The organism is Leptothoe sp. LEGE 181152 (genome assembly GCF_032906605.1).
In the GTDB taxonomy this organism is placed as follows: domain Bacteria; phylum Cyanobacteriota; class Cyanobacteriia; order Phormidesmidales; family Phormidesmidaceae; genus Leptothoe; species Leptothoe turfae.
Genome location: NZ_JASATU010000010.1, coordinates 160335 through 181188 on the forward strand (window position 1 = coordinate 160335; position 20854 = coordinate 181188).

The window sequence follows — 20854 nt, forward strand, 5'->3', positions numbered from 1 at the left end:
CCTTACCCGATCGGATTGACGCATCTCCTTGTATTTCAGGTGCTTTTACCTCTGATGTATGTAAGAGAATGAGTTTTTATGAAGGGTTCCTTATATACCTTATACATTTCGATACAATATCATCGAGTTTCGAATTCCTCAGGGTGTCCATAGGCAAAATCACATTGAACCAATTCTCACAATGATGGGCAAGTCACGCACTATAAAGGGTAACTTCAGTAAACTCCTTGGTTGGAAAATATTGAGCACAGTGCTCACCTTACAAAAGGTCATGATTGACTTTAGAGGTGCATCTGAAAACCAGAATAGCAACATGTCAAGCTCCCAGAAATCAACCCATATCAAGGATCAGCAACACTCAGAAAAATTGAAACAGTTGTTAATCCTTAGCTTTTGTAGTCTCTTACCAACAAGGCCAGCATTAGCTCAACTGATTCCTGATGCCACTACAAATACCCAGATTCAGCCCAACGTTAATGTGAGAGGCTTGCCATCGGATTTAATCGAGGGGGGCACGATCCGTAGCGATAATCTTTTCCATAGCTTTCAAGAATTTAACATTGCCCCTGGTCAGGCAGTTTACTTTGCCAATCCACTGGATATCAGTAACATTTTCTCACGAATCACTGGACAAAACACCTCTAATATTGACGGCACGTTAGGGGTTCTGGGCAGTGCCAATCTCTTTTTACTGAATCCTAACGGCATTATCTTTGGACCCAGTGCCAGTCTAGATATTCCTGGCTCCTTTACAGCTAGTACGGCAGAGGCATTTACCTTTGGTGATGATGTCGAATTTAGTGCGACCAATCCTCAAGCGCCACCTTTGCTCACATTAAGTGTTACCCCAGGAGTTCAGCTGGGTCAGGGGGATATTACCAATGCCGGTAGTCTGGCAGTACCAACCGGACAAACGCTCACGTTGCAAGGACGCAACATTACCCACACAGGTGATCTCATGGTTCCTGGTGGCACGGTAGGGCTATTTGGTGAAACAGTAGGGGTACTGGATAGCGCGCTGATTGATGTCTCGGAGAGCAACGGAGGGGGCACCGTTTTAATTGGTGGGCTCTTACAAGGTGCGAATCCAGAACTCAATGCTCAACGCACATTTATTGGTCCTAACACTCGCATTATTGCCAATGCCCTGCAATCTGGTAACGGTGGTACGGTTGCCATCTGGTCCGATCAGGTGACGGGTTTTTATGGCGATATTACGGCTCGTGGCGCTAATAACCCAGTACAGTTCTCTAATGGCGGGTTTGTAGAAGTGTCCAGTGGCGGCCATTTAATCTTTCGTGGCGCTGTCGATACAACCTCACCCTTTGGTCAAACGGGCATTTTGTTGCTAGACCCCACTACGATTACCATTGCCAACGGTACAGCCGATAGTGCAGCAGACGGAACAGATAGCTTTGCAGGGAATGCCTCTGGGTTGGCAGGACAGGTCTTGAGTGCTCCCCTAAGCGCGATTAATGATGTCAGTCCCAGCACAATTTTTGAATCTGAGCTGGAAGGTCTGTCTGGGGATACCGATGTTATTTTGCAAGCAACCGATGGCATTACTGTTGAAGATTTAGCGGATGACCAACTGCGTTTTTCCAATGGAACAGGTCGCATCGCCTTTATTGCCGATGCTAATGGAGATGGCATTGGGGATGTGGTGATGCTGGATTTACAAGATACTTTAGCGACCAATGGTAGAGATTTGACTATCTCTGGAGCCAATTTTTTGCTCGGCAACATCGACACATCCACCTTATCTGAAGAGATAACAGTGGATGTTGATGCCGGAGGCCCAATTCCAGCCACAGGTACATCGGGGTCTGCCCAGTTTAGCTTTACTGTTCCTGACGGAGTCGGCACTGTAGATGATCTGGATGTTCGATTTTCTGCTGCCCACACCTTTGATGCAGATTTAACGGTAACGCTAACAAGTCCTGATGATGACTCACTGATCCTCTTTGATAGAGTGGGGGGTAACGGTGATAATTTTCAAGATACGCTTTTCGATGATGATGCACCCGGTTCCATTAATGATGGAACGGCACCGTTTATTGGCACCCTTAGGCCCAACGAAGACTTAGATCTGTTTGCCGGAAACGTAGCCGACGGGGTTTGGATTTTAGATATTGTTGATAATGTTGGCGGAGACTCTGGCGAGCTGTTTCAAGCTGGAGATGTTGCCCCTTGGGGAGAAGCGGCTGGCACACAATTGTTGTTTGCTATTTTGACTGAAGGTAACGGTGGTGCGTTAGAGCTTAGATCGACGGGAGATATTTTAGCCAATGATATTACAACTTCTGGAGTGGGTGCCGAGGGCCAAGGCGGCTCAGTGGTGATTGATGCCGGTGGAGCATTGTCATTGACCAATATTAATACATCTGCCAATGGTGGTGGTGGAGATATTGCGATCGCAAGTCAAGGCAATATCTCCATCAATGATTTCAACACCGTTGCCCAGACATTTGGCGGAGTCGGCGATGTATTTGGTGGAGATAGTGGAAATATTACGATTGCGGGTCAGGGGAACGTTGCCATTGGAAATGGCAATACCTCTATGCAGACATTTGGGGGTACTGACAATGTGTTTGGTGGAGATAGTGGAAATATTGAGATTTCAGCTCAGGGTAGCATCCTTACAGGCGACTTAACCACAGGAGCTACCACGTTTTCTAGTAATGCTGACAATGTTGTTGAGGGCAGGGGAGGAAATATTACTCTGTCAACCGCCCTGGGTAATATTTCTGCGAACCGATTAGACACATACGCCCAGGGCATGTCTGGCAACACCTTAACCGGTGCAGATAGTGGAGATATCATCCTGTCATCTACATCTGGAGATATTCAAGTCTCATCCCTGGGCACCTTTTCCAATGACTTTGCTTCTGGGGATATCATTGATATTGGCGAGCGTGGCGACATTACCATTACAACAACCTCTGGGAATGTTGATATCTCAAATATTGTTTCAAGACTCCTCGCCACTGGAAATAATATAACAGGTGGAGGCGGGGGCGATCTTTCAGTGTCAACTATCTCTGGCGATGTGACCCTTGGCAGTATGACTGCAATATCACAGGTATATGGCGATAACGTTACAGGTGGCTTTGGCGGTAACATTACCATTGCCTCAGATTCCGGTAACCTTGATATTGGCCCCCTATCATCAGATTCCCGGGTCAGGAGTAGTTCCTCTAACAGTGCTGGAGGAACGGGAGGGGACGTTAGGCTCTCAACGGGGACGGGAACTATCTCTAGCGATGATATCATCACCTCCAGTAATGGAGCAGGGGGGCAAGGCGGAGCCGTTGTTATTGAAGGTGGGCTGTTGTCATTAGCCAATATTGATACCTCTGCCAGTGGCGACGGGGGAGATATTGCGATCGCAAGCCAAAGCGGCGTTACAACAGGTGATTTAATTACTGAGGCTCGAACATTAGGTGGATCGGCCAATGTTGTTGGGGGAGATGGGGGAGATATTACGATCGCAAGTCAAGGAAATCTCTTAACAGGTGATTTAACCACCTCTGTAATAACATTTTCTAGTGGTGACAATATCGTCGCAGGATCGGGAGGCAATATTGCCTTGTCCACCACCTCAGGTGATATTTTGACAGGCACATTAACCACGGATACCAATTCCACAGGGGGTAACCTGACAGCGGGAGAGGGGGGAGATATCACCCTGTCCACCACCTCTGGCAACATCCAAATCCCATCCATATTAACCATTTCCCGCGCTATTGCTGATGATGATATCGTCACTGGAAACGGTGGTGATATTGCCATTACAACCACTTCTGGGAATATCGATATCTCAAATGCTAATGCAAGAACAATAGCTGGGGGAGATAATGCAACGGGTGGCAGCGGGGGTGATTTTTTTGTTTCCACTCTCTCCGGTGATGTAACCCTTGGGAGCATTACGTCAACGTCAAATATATCAGGAGAGACTGTTTCAGGTGGCTCTGGAGGCAACCTGAATGTTTTCACAAACTCCGGCAATATTGATGTAGGTGGCGTATCTTTAAATTCCACAACCAGTAATAGTAGTTCTTCGAGTGCTGTAGTTTCTGGAGGGACAGGGGGAGACATTCTGCTCTCAACCGTGACTGGCAATATCTCTAGCAGGTCTTTGCAAGCCACGACAATCATAAGTGGAAATACGGAGAATTTGATTGCCGGTACTGGAGGGCAGGTTGAAATTGCTAGCGAGGCAGGTACTATCAATCTCCAAACTATTAATACGTCTACATCACAAAGCTCATCAACGGGGACATTAATGGGAGGTCGCGGTGGTGATATTTCAATTACAAATAGAACTGGAGATATCCTTGTCACATCCGGCTTAGAAACCAGTTCAAATACGTCTTCTTCTGCTCAAACAGCCCCAACAATTGTGGGGGGAGATGGGGGAAATATCTCAATTACTAACGATGTTGGCGACATTACAACTCAGGTTCTGCGGACGTTTGCCAGTACATCTTCTTCAACCGGAAGTACCCAGGGAGGCGATGGAGGAAGTATTACGCTATCGTCCAACTCTGGAGATATTACCGTTACTGATTCTATAAGTACGTTCGCATCTCTCAATGCTGCCGACAGTGATGATGCAGTTGGAGGCGATGGAGGCGATCTGTCTATATTCTCCAACAGTGGTGAGATCGATCTGAATGTTCCGATATCCACCTTCTCGTTCTCAGAAGCAGGAGCATCAGGTAATGGGGGAGATATCTCTCTGATTACAGAACAAGGTAATATTTTAGGCACCAATGTGCTAACTGGTGAGGCGCTCTCCCTACGTTCATTTTCCATTTCTGAAAATGCGGCAGGGAGCGGTAGTGGGGGCCAGGTCATCCTATCGGCTCAGGATTTGATTTCAGGTTTAGATATTTTGACGGTTTCTTCCCAAGGTCAGGCAGGAAACTTGTTAGTGAATGGCACTGGTGATCTGCTGTTAGATAATGTTGATCTCATCACCAGTGCCACAGTCTCCGTGAATATTGGTTCTGGTCCACCGCTGATTATTGAAATTGATGGGATTGGAGAATCGGGAGATGTCGATATTATTGGCAATGGCGATCTAACCTTGGGTAATAGCAGCATTATCAGTAGTGCCCAGGGCATCCGCGATGCAGGGGATGTACGCATTACCAGTCCAGGATTGATCACGATTCAAGACGAGACTCAGATTTCTAGCAATACGGTGAGTTCAGGTGCCGCTGGGGATATTTCGATTAATTCAGATACAGAGATTTTGGTTACAGGGGACAACACATTTTTGTCAGCAGTGACCGATGCCCAGGGCAGCGCGGGGAATATTTTGCTCAATGCACCCCAATTAACTCTTGCAGACAATGCTCGGATTACGGCCACAGCGACCGCCACAGCGACCGGTACTGAGGGCAGTGGCAGTATCACCCTAAATGCCTCTAGCATGGATTTGGCAGGTGAGGTGGGTGTTTTTGCTGAAACGGAAGGGCAGACACCGGCTGGTACATTGACTCTACAGCCGTTTGATACAAACTTTGGACAGGGGGCTGCTGTGTTAGATCCTGAGTTAAGTATTCTTCTAGCACCTGGTGCCAACATTTCTGCCTCGACATCTGGACAGGGACAGGGGGGAAGTTTACAGGTATTTGCGCCAGAAGCGATTACCATTGCCGGTCCCGGAAGATTGGCCGTTGAATCTAGGGGCGTAGGGGATGCTGGAGATATTGAGATTGAAACACAGCAGCTGACGCTGACCGATGATGTAGAGATCTCTGCCTCCACCTTTGGTACATTGCCTCTTCCCAATACGGGGACGTCTGGCTTTAGTAGTCCGGGGGATGCGGGAGATATCAGGGTGAATGTCGATACGGCCAACATTACGAACGGGGCAACCATTCAGACAAATACTGAAGGAATTGGCAATGCGGGCTCGATTGACGTCAATGTCAGCGATACTTTGAGACTGAATGGGGGTGCGATCGCAGCCAACACCACGACAACATCCACCGGTCGCGGCGGTAACATTAATGTAACGGCTAACACCGCTCGCTTGAGTAATGGCAGCATTACCGTTAATAGCCAGGGCGCAGGACAAGGAGGCGATATCTCCGTTGATGCCGATTTGCTCTCTCTGCGAAATCAATCGGACATTAGTGCCACCACCGCCAGTACCGACGGCGGCAACATCAGCATTCAAGCAGAAGATGCCCTGATCCTGGCCGATCGCAGTGAAATTAATGCCACAGCCGGTACAGCGGCTGCCGGGGGAGATGGCGGAAATATCGACATCAACGCCCAATTTATTGTTGCGCTGCGGGAAGGTCAAAACCGGATTACGGCTGAAGCGTTTCAGGGTAACGGCGGTAATATCAACATTGTTACCATTGCCTTGCTAGGTACAGAGGTGCTCGATATTTCCGCCTCTTCCCAGTTTGGCTTAGATGGTGAAGTCTCCATTAATTCCCCCAATCTTGATCCAGCTAGAGGCTTAACCCAGCTGCCCACTAATCTGACCGACGCCAGTAATCAAATTGCCAATGCCTGCGCTATTGATCAACAGGGTCAAGCCCAATTTGTTGTCACTGGCCGTGGCGGTTTACCCACAACACCCGCCAGTCTGGCCACCAGCTTTTATCTACTATCTGACCTAGGCGTTCGTCAGATACCTGTCATTTCACAAACACCCCAGCCCAAAGAAGTGAAGTCTGGGAACCCCCATGAAAATGTTGTCGAGCCCGCCAATAGTGTGAATCATCTGCTGCAACAAGCCGCCCGTGCCTACCACCGGGCGGACTATGTACAGGCTATTCATCAATGGCAACAGGCGGCGACCCAGGTCAGTTCAGACGATGATCCTTCAACCTATGCAGCGATCCTCAGCAATCTTTCCCTGGCCCATGCTCAGCTAGGGGATTGGCAGCGGGCAAATGCCGCCATCGTGGCCAGTCAGCAGCTCCTCACCCCTGATGTGGTTACCCCCCAACTGCTGGCTCAGGTTTTGAATGCCCGTGCCAGCCTTAACCTGGGTCAGGGAAATACACAAATGGCCATCACCGACTGGCAACAGGCCGCCGCTATCTATGACCATATTGGCGATCGTTCAGGATACCAGCAGGCTCAGCTGAATCAGGTTCAAGTACTGCAATCAAGGGGGCTATACCGTCAGGCTCAAGCTCAGCTACAAGACATTTGGGCATCGTTAGAGAACGAGCCCCCATCATCTGAAAAAGCAATCCTACTATTGACATGGGGCAATAGCCTACGCATCAGTGGCGAACTATCCCAGGCAAAATCCACCCTGGAAACTGCGCTGGCCATCGCCCAACAACTCAATCAGCCAGGGTTAACGAGTCGGATCTTACTTAATCTGGGACATGCTACCCAGGCTGATCAAGCCCTTGCCTATTATCAACAGGCATTTGCGATCGCACCCACTGCACTCAGTCGTTTTCAAGCCAGTATTAGCCAGCTTCGATTGCAGGCCAATCAAGACCCCGCAGCTGCCCAGCATCTTTGGGCCAATCTCAAACCCACACTCCAGCAATCTCAGCTGCCCACTAGCCATGAGGCCATGTATGCCCAATTAAACCTGGTTCACACCGTCTTGAACTCTAGCCTTGAGCCGGTACCGGCTCATCTCTTGTCTCTGCTCGATCAGCTTGCTCAACAGTCTCAGATCCTGCAAGATCCAATTGCGGAAGCTTACACCCTGGGTTATCAGGGAGAGATTTACCGTCAACAACAACAGTGGCAACAAGCCGAAGCTTTGACACAAAAAGCATTCCGTCAGGCCCAAACCCTACAACTCCCAGAAGTGATATATCCTGTTGCTCTGCAGCTAGGTCGGTTGCACAAAACTCAAGGTAAACGTGCCCAAGCCATCGATGCCTATGGGGCCGCCATTGATGCACTAGAAATTTTACGCAAAGACCTGATCGCCACCAGCGATGATGTTCAATTCACGTTTCGAGATGATGTAGAACCGATTTATCGGGAATTTGTCAAACTCTTATTGTCAGACAACACCAGCCATTCTCCCCAAGAAAACGATCTAAGGAAGGCCAGAGAACTGATTGAGGCACTACAGGTCGCTGAAATTAATGACTATTTCCAAGACGCCTGTGTGCAGGGATCGTCTACCTTTGCTGACGAAATTGACCCAGCGGCGGCCGTTATTTATCCAATTCTGTTGGAGGAGCGCCTTGACGTTATTATTAGCGTTGGCGGTAATCTAACGCATTACAGTCAGCCCGTTTCTTCTCACGAAGTAGAAACAACCATTCAACAACTGCTCGGATCGTTGACATCGCCTATTCGAGCGAGACGCACCAGCACTACTCAACAGCTACAGCAAGTCTACGATTGGATAATCCGTCCAGCAGAAGCCGATTTAGAACAACAAAATATTGAAAACCTTGTATTTGTGGCAGATGGCGTTTTACGCACATTACCACTGACAACTCTCCATGATGGAGAACACTATCTGATTGAAAAGTATAATGTTGTTCTTTCTCCAGGCTTAAGTCTATTAGACCCACAGCCTTTGCCACAGCAGGGCCTAAACATGTTGGTGGGTGGACTCAGTGAGGCTCGCTCTGGCTTCCCCGCTCTACCCTTTGTCCCAGAAGAGGTCCAGGACGTCACGGCGCAAATTCCAAATAATCAAGTCTTACTCAATCAGACCCTAACTCAGCCTAATTTGCTGAACAGCCTCAAAACAGCCCCAGCCAATGTGGTGCATTTGGCTACCCATGGAGAATTTGGGGCAACAGCTGAAGACACATTTATCTTGACTTGGGAAGGAAAACTCACCATGGAGGAAATGAGCCATGTGCTACGGGCACGAAATAGTAGTGACCTATCCCCGGTAGAGCTATTGGTCTTTAGTGCTTGTAAAACAGCATCCGGCGATAGTCGAGCTGTCTTAGGGATTGCTGGTACAGCCATTCGTTCTGGGGTACGCAGTACCTTAGCCGGACTATGGGCCATTAATGATCAAGCCGCCGCTGCCTTTATGGGTGAGTTTTACCAGGCGTTGGCACAGCCAGGAGTGACTAAGGCAGAAGCCTTTAGACAGGCACAGTTAACCTTGATGCAAGATCCAGAGTTAGCCTCTCCCTACTTCTGGAGTCCGTTTGTCCTGGTAGGGAACTGGCTATAGGCTGCTGTGTCTAAGGACGATGCAGATACATTAACCCAAATAGACCCATACCCAAGACAGCGGCTGTGCCCATAGGTTCAGGCACAGATTGAGTTGCAGGCTCAGAAACCGTAGGCATTACAGATTGAGTAACAGCGGGCAGCACAGGGGGCGTAACAGGAGGTGTAACCACAGGAGTGGGAATCACATCGGCTGCTGGGCTGTTAAACCCTCTGATCGCAATAACAACATCATTAAAATCACGATCATTGCGACGACCTATGCGATCTTCAAATCCCAAGAGTAAAAATTCACCTGATTTATAGCTAGCGATATGGGCTTCACCATCAGGATTTTTACTAGCATCCATACCAAACAGGTTGCCATCAGCCTGTAAGAAGAAATCGACAACGGTACCGTTAGGCATTGCCCCCAAACTCTTTCCCTGGCCAAGCGATAAGGGGCCATCGGCCTCAGGGATTAAGCTATAGGGGGAGGCAATATCATTCCAAATAGTATTTAAATGATGGCCAGCATCTGTTGAATAGAACAGCTGGCTCCTAATAGCAGCTCCTTCATTAATAAAGAAGACTTCAATGTTATCTACCCCAGTCTCCCAGGTAACATCGTCCAGACTGACAGGGTTAAGGGCGGCATCACTAATGGCACTTCCCTCTTGATTGGTGGCCAGTCGATTAAATAATGACCATTGAGCATAGCTGAGCCCATAGCGATGGCCTAGCTGTTGCTCATAGGCCACTTTAGAAAGACTGGCAGCCTCTGCACCTGGGGTAAATACTGTGGCTGCCATCAGCGCAGCACAACATGATGTGAAGACCTGTGTAAACTTTATACTCATTAATTTTTTCCCGCAGCGACGATAGTGGATTGTGCGATATATCCACTATCGCCAATGGCAACAACAGAAAAAATCCCGGTTTATTCAGGTTTATTCAGGAAAAAAGCAGATTTATTCAGGTGTTGGGAAAGAAAAAGCGAGTATGGAACTATCCACACTCGCTTTAATCGCCCATAGAAAACTCAACTCGATGCCAGGTTGATCTTTTGCAGATAGTTAAAGACAACTAGAACCATGACAACACCAGTATCTATAGCAAAACTAGCTATAGCAAAACTTGTCTTGGTCAATCGGTTAAACAAACTGCGCCTGGGCAACAGATATGTTGGCATCTTGAACAAAACCAATCAAATCTGGTTGGTCATCGAGTCCTACATAGCTGATTTGCGTGCCTGCCCCCAGACCGTTAAAGTCCTCGACAAAGGTAAAGTCGTAGCTCTGGTTGGACACAGAAGACAGATCCTGAAGTTGAATCTGATCTGGACCACGTCCAAAATCAGTGATCACAGCCAGATCAGCATCACCCATACCCTGATAGAAAACATGTTTGTCGTTCCCCAGTACGAAGGTATCTCTACCATTACCGCCCGTTAAAATATCAAATTCACCTTTTCCTGGATTGCGTGAAGGTTGATCAACGCCCGAGAGCCTATCTGGAGCGTTGCCTCCATTGAGAATATCGTCTCCAGATGTTCCGGTCAGGATATCTTTCCCATTGCCCCCGTTTTGGGTCTTGCCAACTCGTACTTTGACCGTTCCAGTGTCCAGAAGTTCACCGTCACTGACTGTGTAATCGAACGTAGCAACACCGCTAAATCTTTTATTAGTCGAAGTGTAAATAATATTGCCGTCATCATTCAGAGTCACTGTGCCAACTGTCTTGCCATTCCTACTGACGGCATTTGCTGTCACTCCAGTGATCAACAGGGCATCACCGTTAGCATCGGTATCATTCGCCAAGAGAGTTGATGCCAGGATAGTCTTAGGATTGTTGAGGCTTTGATTAGCCGTTGCAATATCGTCAACAGCGACGGGAGATTCATTACTAGGACCACTAATGGCAATGTTCAGATTGACAGTGGCCGTATCGATTGCACCGGTCCCATCAGCAATTGTATAGGTAAAGCTATCCTCTACAACCCCATTTCCCAAGGAGCTATCAGGAGTATAGATAAAGCTACCATCACTATTGAGGGTTAAATTACCAAAGTCTAGCTGTATTGGGTTTCCGATCAGCGTATCATTGTCATTGGCAGCAATGATTGTAAGGGACGTGCCCTCAAAGTCAAAATCGGAACCCTGGCCATTATCCGATAGCACATTACCCGCAAACGAGTCAGTACTGGTTAAGGCAAAGACATCATCGACGGCAATGGGGATAAGATTAGTCGCAATTGACTCAATTTGGGTATCGAGATTGGTGCCAGTATTTTCAGTAATCACATCATCAAAAGTTTTGATCCCAACAACAGCAGCCTCCAGGTCATTGGCGACTTGATTTTGGGTAACTTGCTGGGCCTGAAAGATGTTGACTACTGCATCCTGAGGAGAGTTATTGGTTGCCGTAGTTAAGATTGCTCCCGTACTGGCCGCAATCACCTCACTGATGGCAGTACTATTGTTGCTAACAGTGTCTAAATCGAGCGAAGGATCCTGATTTTTAAGGTTGGTGACCGTTGCCTCAAAGATAGTCTTCACCGTATCAACATCACCCAAGTCAACAGCATTTCCGGCTTCTGCCTCAGGTTGGATCACCTCAAGGGCTGTCATGGCAGTCGTGAGCTGCAGCGTCATGGGTGACTTATCTGGTAACGCCCCTGACAGGGTCTCCCCAGTCTGGACAATCAGGGTTTGCAAAGACACCAAATCAGCTAATACCTCAGCTCCCACGGCATCACCATTGGCCGCAGCCGAGAGCGGGTTAAAGTTGGTTAGATCGAGAGAATCGGGCAGGTCAAACGCCGTCTTGATCAGAGCTTGTGATTCTGCCGAAAGCAGCCCCACATTACTAAAACCGTCTCCTAGGGTGAGGTTGCGAAAGTCGAACCCTGAGTCATTAACACTGAGGTTAAAGTCTGCAATTGCATCTGGAGTGCCCCCTACGGTGGGATCATCAACAAAAACATTAATGTTGAATTCAGACTGGACATCAAAATCCAGGTTAGTGCCAGCGGCTAGAAATAATTCAGTACCCTCGATTTCAAAATTAGCGGCATCAGCCCCTGTGAGCCCAAGCGTGTTGGTACCTAAATCATCATCGGTAACATTAATATCGGCAACCTTAATGCGAGTGGTCGTATCTGTGTCTTCCCGTAAAGCAGCAGTACGATTGGTCAAAGTTACTGCACTGGGAGCTTGATTAATGCTACCAATGACTAAATCATTGTTAGCACTCAGAGATCCTGCCTCTCCTGGAGTAGGTAACGTCAAATCAGGAATATCGGGAGACTCAATGATGCCGATAGATCCTTCACTGAGATCAAAAGCTGTTGTTGAGAAATAGTCTAAGTCAGAGCTGACATCTCCAGCCTGAACAGTATAGGTGAATTGTAATGTGTTGGATCCATTTCTGCCGCTGAAGTTAGCAAATCGATCGGTAGTGCCAGTCTCCAATAAAAGTCGTGGGTTTCCATTTACAAATAAGTTAGAGTTGTCAAACTCAACATTAATGGTAATGATATCGCCCACTGTATAGGCTTGATTGGAGTTAGGTGAGCTGACATTGATGATTTGAGCCATCTTTGAAATTTTCCCTGAAAGAACAACTTGGGTAGAATGCCTAAACCACATCCAGGTTGAAACCTGCAGTTTCTTTTAGATCAAAACGACCACTTTAGGCCTGAAAAATATTTGATACAACATCGTAAACAATCATCAATTCTGATGATTGTTGCAGAATTTATCTGCTAACTGTTATTGCATTATCTTTGGCCTGTTTCGTTATTAAAAAAACTACCAATGAGTGTAATAAAGGGCATAGAAGGGACTAGTAAGTCTTGTCCCCGTTTGGACATCTTCAATATCGCTAAAATCTTTAACAGAAACCATCCTGAATCATTCAGATTTATTCAGGTAATTGTTCAGGTTTATTCAGGTGCTGAAAGAAACAGTATTGTAACTGTCCTAAAAGAACTCAAACACAACTTATAGCCCAACCCTAGACTAGGGAAACATACATAGAACTGAGTTTATTGTTTTTAGTCAGATACCATCGTCGATATCCTTACTCTTTAAGGACTAACGATATTTTTAGTGCCAACAATCCTGAATGCTGCAGGATTGTTCAGGTAAATATTCAGATTTATTCAGGTTTTGGAAGAATCGGTGATTGTAATCATGGCAAGAGATTGATGCAGAGCACAATTTTTGCTCAGTGTGAGTTTAGGCCTTATTACCGAGTCTGCATTACTCATCTCGGTGCAACGATGCACCGAACTCGTTTATTTCATATTTTCTCCAACCGTGAAGCACCTGACTGTAATACTTCTTTAAAGTCCTAAGATTTATCTGAGATAATCAGATAGATGGATAATCGACCTAAAACTCCTACAGTTTTGAAACAATGTTTGGACTAAAGCCCTTACTACATAAATTACTCTTGAGTCAAGATTGCGCTAATGTACCGGTCATTACTCTACGGCTGCTATTGCTGGTTATCTGTATCTTACTCCCCCAAAAGCCAGGGTTAGCTCAAATTGTGCCCGATAGTACCTTGCCAAATCCTTCGACTGTTCCAACTGGAGCTGATTCAGGCACTTTACCTAATGTCGTGATCGAGGGAGGGACACAGAGCAACACCACATTGTTTCATAGCTTTGATCAATTCAACGTTAACTCCAATCAGGAAGTGCGATTTGCTAATCCAGCTGATGTTGAAAATATTTTTTCCCGAGTGACTGGAGGACGGCTATCTAATATTAATGGCTTGTTAGGGGTTAATGGCGTAGCCAATCTATTTTTCTTAAACCCAAATGGTGTAGTGTTTGGCCCTGACGCCGAATTAAATCTAAATGGATCCCTGGTGGTGTCTACTGCTGATCAGTTTCTCTTCCCAGGTGGTAATAGCTTTAGTGCCGTTAATCCACAGGCTCCCCCAATACTAACCCTGAGTACCCCCATCGGACTACAGTTTGGAGCTAATCCGCAAGCCATTACGGTAGATGGAGCATCACTCAGGATGCGGACAGGGCATCCATTGGCTTTAGTAGGTGGAGATGTTACTGCTATTAATGGGGCAGACTTTAGAGTGCAGGGAGGACGAGTGGTGTTGGGGGGACTATCTGGCCCAGGTACGTTAACCCTAAACCTTGATGCAGTGGAGTCTGAGGATGTTGTTAGCCTTCAAACTGGTGTGAATCGGGCAAATGTCACCTTGGATGATGCCAGAATTTCCAACCAGTTTGAAGGGAATGGAGACATTCTCATTACCGCCCAAAACATCACTCTGACAGCGAGTGTCTTAGAAACTGGTATCAGAGATAATTCAGGTACACCTGAAAGTCAAACTGGTGAGATTATCTTAGATGCGACTGGAGATATTCAAATTATTCAGAATTCTAAAATTGTTAATGAGTTTAGGAATAACTCTTTAGGTAATGGTGGGGATATTACCATCAGAGCAAATAATCTTAATGTGAGCGATCGCAGCGATATTTCTACACAGACTCCTCGCAGTGGCAGAGCAGGCGATATTTTAATTGATGTCGAGAATCGTATTCTGGTGCAGGGGGGAGAAGAACTCGACGATCGACGTCGCGGGAATAGCGCTGGCAATCCAAAGCCTGATAAAAGCAGACCTGAAAGGTCGCAGCGAGCACCCAGAACGTTGATTGATTCAGGCTCTCGAGCTAACGAGTCAGGTGCGCCAGGTAATATTACTCTCCTGGCTCAGGAGATAATTTTAGAGGGCGAGGCGCGGGTTTCAATTAATCATGATGGTCCGGTTCGAGGCGGGGATATCACCTTTGAGAGTGACTCTTTTCAACTGCTATCAAGTGCCTCGGTTAATAGCGTCGCCAATGGTACAGCCCGAGCAGGTGATGTGAATATCCGAGCTAGCAGCATTCTGCTTGAAGATCAGGCTCGCCTTCGAGGTCTGGGTGATGGTACACCTGGAATTGATTCTACTGTGGGTAACGGTGGCCGGAATGCAATAGGCGGGACAGTAAACATTACCACAGATAATTTAACCGTTATCGGGGTAAGGATTGGTGCTACGGTTCTGGGTGAGGGCCAGGGTGGAGCGGTGGTGATTAACGCTAGCGATACCGTCACTCTGACTACAACCGAAGCCTCTGGCAGAACCTCAATTGCCAGCGCAGTGCGGGAGAGCAGCCCGTCAGGAACAGGTGGTGATATTTTAGTTAATGCTCGACGTCTGATTGTTGAAAACGGCTCTGCTATTGACGCTGGTGTGGCAGAACCTGAGGCTGATATCAATGGACCTCGCATTAGTGGCACCATTACCTTGAATATTGAAGAAGATATTGTTTTGCAAGGAACACTGCCGGACGGTCAGCCCAGTCGCATTCTCACCCAGCTCAGCCAGAATGCGACTGGAGCAGGGGCGGACATTGTGATTGACACGGCTGAACTGAGCCTGGCAGACGGTGGTCAAATTTCAGCGGCCACCTTGGGGAATGGTCCGGGAGGTAATGTCATAATCCGGGCTAGTGAGAGAATTACATTAGCGGGCTCAAATGCTCAAATCGAACTATCTGCAGAAGAAGAGTCTAACTTTGTTGCTAATGATAAGGGTTTACCTAGTGGTATCTTCGCTAACTCACCAGGAATGGGCGATGCAGGGGATATTGAGATTGAAACTCCTGAACTGGTGTTGCGCGATCGCGCCCAGATTTCTGTTAGCAGCGAAACTTCAGGGGAGTCCGGAAACATTGGGGTGACGGCCAACAATATTGTGTTAGATAGTGGCTTTTTGAGTGCGGATGCGATCGCAGGTGAAGCAGCCAACATTACCCTGAATGTTGAAGACACACTCCGATTACGTAACGGCAGCCAGATTTCCACCAATGCCAGAGAGGATGCTAATGGGGGCAATATATCCATTTCGAACCCGAATGCAGTTTTGCTCCGGGATGAGTCCCGCATCTCTGCCGAAAATCCAGGAGGTACGGGTAATGGCGGGAATATTAGCATCCAAACCGACTTTTTTGTAGCGGCTCCCGAAGGTCTGAATCAAATCATTGCCAATGCCGATCGGGGTGATGGTGGGAATATCAACATCATTGCCAATTCTCTCTTAGGAACAGAATTTCGAGAGTTTTCTGCGTCTTCACGATTTGGTGTAGACGGTGACGTTGAGATTGACTCGCCCAATCTTGATCCAGCTAGGGGTACCACCGAACTGCCCGCAAACCTGACCGATGCCAGCAACCAAATTGCCAACGCCTGCTCCATCGATCGACAAGGACAAGCTCAATTTGTAGCAACCGGGCGCGGCGGTTTGCCCATCACACCGACCAGTCAGCCCACAGGCATTTCCCCATTACCCGACCTCGGCAGACTGACTACTGACCAAACACTACAAACCAATGCAACTCTCCAAGAAGCCCAGGCATGGTCTGTCGCTTCGAATGGTGACATTCGCCTAACAACAGGTTCTTCCTCTGAGACCAGTTTTCTCAATGCACTTTTGCAGGAAGCTGCCCAAGCCTACTATCAAACTGACTACACAGAAGCCGCCACCCTATGGAGCCAAACTGCAACTATCCTTACCCAAGGGGATGACGCATTAACCTATGCATCTACCCTCAGTAATCTAGCGCTTGTCTACCATCAACTAGGCGACTGGCAGCAGGCAGATGCTGCTATGAGCGCCAGCCAACAACTGTTAACTTCCGACAACGCCACCCCCCAGATCATTGCCCAAATTCTCAATACTCGTGCCAATCTACACCTCAGCAAAGGTAATGCCCAGGCGGCCATTACCGATTGGCAACAGGCGGCAGATAGCTATCGTAACGCTGAGGATATTGTCGGTTATCTCCAAGCACGGCTAAATCAGGCGCAGGCATTACAGTCTCTCGGCCTATATCGTCAGGCCCAACCACTGCTGGCTACAATTACTAATAGCCTCGCGGAGCAGCCCCCCTCCCTCCTCAAAGCTACTGCTTTACTCACCCTCGGAAACGGTTTACGCAATAGTGGTGACACTATCCAAGCAACGCAAACATTGGAAGCAGCCCTGGCCATTGCCCAAGACCTGAAACAACCTGCTCTTGTTAGCCAAATTTTACTGAATCTAGGCCACACGAATCCAACCAGCCCTGACCAAGCCGTTGCCTATTACCAAAAAGCCTTGGAGATAGCTCCCACGGCCCTCGATCAGCTACAGGCCAGTGTAAGTCAGTTTCAACTACTGGTAACGCAAGAACCCAAAGCAGCGCAGCAACTTTGGGCTGATCTAGAACCGACGCTCCAACTGTCAAATCTCCCTGCCAGCAGAGAGAGTATTTACGCTCAGCTATATCTCATCCATACTTTATTGCAACACAGTCTATCTTCCGGTGCCTCTGAGAGTTTAACCACGTTACTCAATCGTACAAATCAGCAAGCGTTATCGTTACAAGATACTGTTGCTCAGACCTACCTGCTCGGCTATCAGGGAGACTTCTATGGGAAAAAACAACAGTGGGATAAAGCTGAAGCATTCACTCAAAAAGCATTTCGCCAGGCCCAAACACTCCAAGCCCCCGAAGTGATATATCCTGTGGCTTTACAACTAGGGCGTCTGCAAAAAGCCCAAGGAAAACGTGCCCAAGCCATTACTGCTTACAATGCTGCCATTGAGGCTCTGGAAATTCTACGGAAAGATCTGATCGCTAGTAGCGATGATGTCCAGTTCACGTTCCGGGATGATATTGAGCCCATTTATCGCGAGTTTGTCAAACTTCTACTCCAGACAACTGGCAGTCACTCTCCTATGAAAGACGAGTTGAGACACGCTAGGCAACTCATCGAGAACTTGCAGGTCGCTGAAGTCAATGACTATTTCCAGGATGCCTGTATCCAAGGGTCTCCTGTATTGGCGGATGAAGTGGATCCAACCGCCGCCATCATCTACCCCATTCTCCTCAATGACCAGCTTGATGTCATCATCAGCGTGGGTGATGATATTCAACATTACAGTCAATCCGTTGCTTCTGCAGAGATTGAAAAAACGGTTCGACAATTACTTAGCTCGTTCACATCGCCCATTCGGGCAGGACGACCTCACACCACTGACCAGCTTAAACAGGTTTATGATTGGATCCTGGGTCCCGCAGAGGACTATCTCGCTCAGCAAAACATTGAAAGCCTGGTCTTTGTCGCTGATGGTGTCTTGCGCACATTACCCCTGACCACATTGCATGACGGTGAGCAATATCTGATCGAGAAATACAATGTCGTTCTCTCACCTGGGCTGAGTCTCTTAGAGCCACGTCCTCTACAGCGACAAGGGTTAGCAATGCTGGCTGGGGGTCTAAGTGAAGCTCGCTCTGGTTTTTCTGCCTTACCTTTTGTGCCTGATGAACTGCAACAGGTCACCACACAAATTCCTAACAACCAGGTGCTGTTCAACCAAGCATTGACTAAGACCAATCTTCTTAACAGCCTCAAAACAGCCCCAGCAGGTGTGGTGCACCTTGCCACCCATGGCGAGTTTGGATCAACCGTCGAGGATACGTTTATTCTCACCTGGGATGAAAAGCTTACCATGGAGGAAATGAGTCGAGTTTTGCAAGCTCGAAACCGCAGCGACCTCTCCCCAGTAGAGTTATTGGTGTTTAGTGCTTGTAAAACCGCAGCGGGTGATAGTCGAGCGGTGCTAGGCATTGCAGGTACGGCGATCCGTTCTGGGGTGCGCAGCACTTTAGCTGGACTATGGGCCATTAATGACCAGGCCGCAGCCACCTTTATGGCTGAGTTTTATAAGGCCCTGGCTCAACCGGAGACTACTAAAGCCGAAGCATTTCGTCAGGCGCAGCTAGCCCTTATTCAAGACCCGCAGTTAGCCTCTCCCTATTTCTGGAGTCCTTTTGTTCTGGTAGGTAACTGGTTATGATAGTTCCTTTGGCTGCTTGAGTTACTTACTGATTGTTGAAGACTTGAGGTAGATTCAATCCTTAGTAGTTGTAAGTTGTTGAGAAGTTCATCGGTCAGAATATCAACGATGATATCACCACCACATTCAAGAAATCCCCGAATTGCGTCTGGAAGCCGTGCGATCGCACGCTGGCGTACATCGTCGATCATAGGAAAACGCTTAAGCCGTTCAGGGTTTTGCACAGATGCCACTGTGTTTGGCATATTTGAATAACTTTGTTTGTATGTTCGGGACTGGAGAAAAAATAGGGTATGCAAATCTCCGGACGGGGATAAACCCGTGCCACTACCAGAAATAGATAATCATTGAGAGATGCCTCACTGTGGCGGGTTTGTTACCCTTTTCCTCTATTCAAACAAGGTACACTCATCCAAATCTCTTCTGTCTCATAAAATTCTCCCCGCTGTTCCAACTGAAACCCTCCGAGCAGTGCCGCGATCCAAACTTCTACCAACGGCATCCGTAACTGCTGCTGTAGTTCTATTAACCGTTGAGGGGCCAACTTGCGTTTAGCTGAAATGGCAGCAATCCAAGCTGATACGTCCTCGGAATGAGCAACCGATAACGCCTGTTTCTTAGTTTCCTCAAAGGTCAGCTCATCCACCAGCGCCAGGATCGCTTTTTTATCCACGTCAACCACTAAAGACCCACCATCAGAAATATCGTCTGGCTGTTGTGCAGAATAATTATCTGACCGCCGCACTAACTCAGAAAAGTCTATCTCCTGAGTCTGCCGCGTTAATCCTCGCAGCCAGTCCGCATCCATCACAGGTCCATCACTATTATTTGCATCCTGCCAGTCCTCCCAAAGAACTTCGGACTTTGCCTCACATATCTCCGCCAACTGCGCCAATACGTCCCCACCCATCCGCAACTGCTCTCGCCAGGGCAACTCTGCCATCACTCTCTCAAACTGCTGCCACAGCTCTAGAATATTCGCCTCCTCTGGCATATCCACCGCATCCTCAAAGGCATCCCCGAGGTCCAGCTCTAGCTGACGCACATCAATCATCCACTACCCCACCAGAGTCAAAACTTTCTTTCAAGGGACAATCCTTAAGGGGACACTCGATGGGCTCCAATCGAATCTCATTGGAAAAGTGAGTTATCCCAAAACGTTCTTTCAAATAGGGCATTACCTTCTGTTCCATGTAGCGTTCTAGCTGACGCTTACGGTATCCGGCGCAGTGGATGGGCTCTACTTCTAAAACTTTTTGACCGTTTTGGATAACGGTAGCTGCGATCGCATGGACCGGCGCATCCTTCCGCTTTTCTCGCCAAATATACAAATTTGCATAAGGCAACGAACTCGCCACCACCTCTAACGAAATTCGCTCCACCCCATCATCTGCCCTGGCTGCAGCCACCTGCTGGCGATACTCCACCCGCCGCTTTTCATTCAAACCTTGCCGATTCCGATAGTGAGACCGTCGCCGATGACATCGCTTTTCCACCCAGCAACCATCACCAGACGCCCCATGGAGCTGCCGTGCCTTCGCCACACTCATCTGAGCACAAGCCACACATTTTGGGTTAATCCGTCGTGCCATCTGCCACCCAACACCAAGAAATCGACAAAACGCTCTAGTTTCAAGCTTCATGATAGCTCAAATTCAGCAGATTATTTTTAGTGTAATTTTTTGCGTAATCTATAAAAAGGGGATTAGTTTGGGTAGAATTTGAGCCATGGGGAGAGGCCTACGCTAGATTGGGCGTTTCACCCTGCGGGTTGTTTCAAAGAATGGGAGTTGGC

The 20854-nt window shown here is 47.8% G+C and carries 6 protein-coding genes; 2 read left to right on the forward strand and 4 right to left on the reverse strand.

The window, feature by feature from the left end; genetic code table 11:
• Nucleotides 1-313 precede the first annotated feature (313 nt).
• A complete protein-coding gene (locus QGP82_RS06445; protein WP_499057861.1) occupies nt 314-9157 on the forward strand; it encodes a CHAT domain-containing protein in 8844 nt (2947 codons plus the stop codon).
• Nucleotides 9158-9167: 10 nt separating this feature from the next.
• Here the strand turns inward: QGP82_RS06445 and QGP82_RS06450 are convergent, their stop codons facing one another.
• On the reverse strand, nt 9168-9947 hold the full coding sequence (locus tag QGP82_RS06450; RefSeq protein WP_163698968.1) for a DUF4114 domain-containing protein: 780 nt from the start codon (nt 9945-9947) through the stop codon (nt 9168-9170).
• Nucleotides 9948-10289: 342 nt separating this feature from the next.
• On the reverse strand, nt 10290-12734 hold the full coding sequence (locus tag QGP82_RS06455; protein ID WP_499057864.1) for a cadherin-like domain-containing protein: 2445 nt from the start codon (nt 12732-12734) through the stop codon (nt 10290-10292).
• 823 nt (nt 12735-13557) lie between these two features.
• On the opposite strand from QGP82_RS06455, the gene QGP82_RS06460 reads away from it, so the two are divergent.
• A complete protein-coding gene (locus tag QGP82_RS06460; protein WP_499057866.1) occupies nt 13558-19059 on the forward strand; it encodes a CHAT domain-containing protein in 5502 nt (1833 codons plus the stop codon).
• A 376-nt stretch (nt 19060-19435) separates the two neighbouring features.
• On the opposite strand, the gene QGP82_RS06465 is transcribed toward QGP82_RS06460, so the two are convergent.
• Nucleotides 19436-20113: a hypothetical protein gene (locus tag QGP82_RS06465; protein WP_499057868.1), complete on the reverse strand. Its 678-nt coding sequence runs from the start codon at nt 20111-20113 to the stop codon at nt 19436-19438.
• Nucleotides 20106-20702 (reverse strand): hypothetical protein, encoded by a 597-nt coding sequence (locus QGP82_RS06470; protein WP_499057871.1) that lies wholly within the window; start codon nt 20700-20702, stop codon nt 20106-20108. Before QGP82_RS06470 ends, QGP82_RS06465 begins: the two co-directional genes overlap by 8 nt.
• Between the last annotated feature and the right edge of the window lie 152 nt (nt 20703-20854).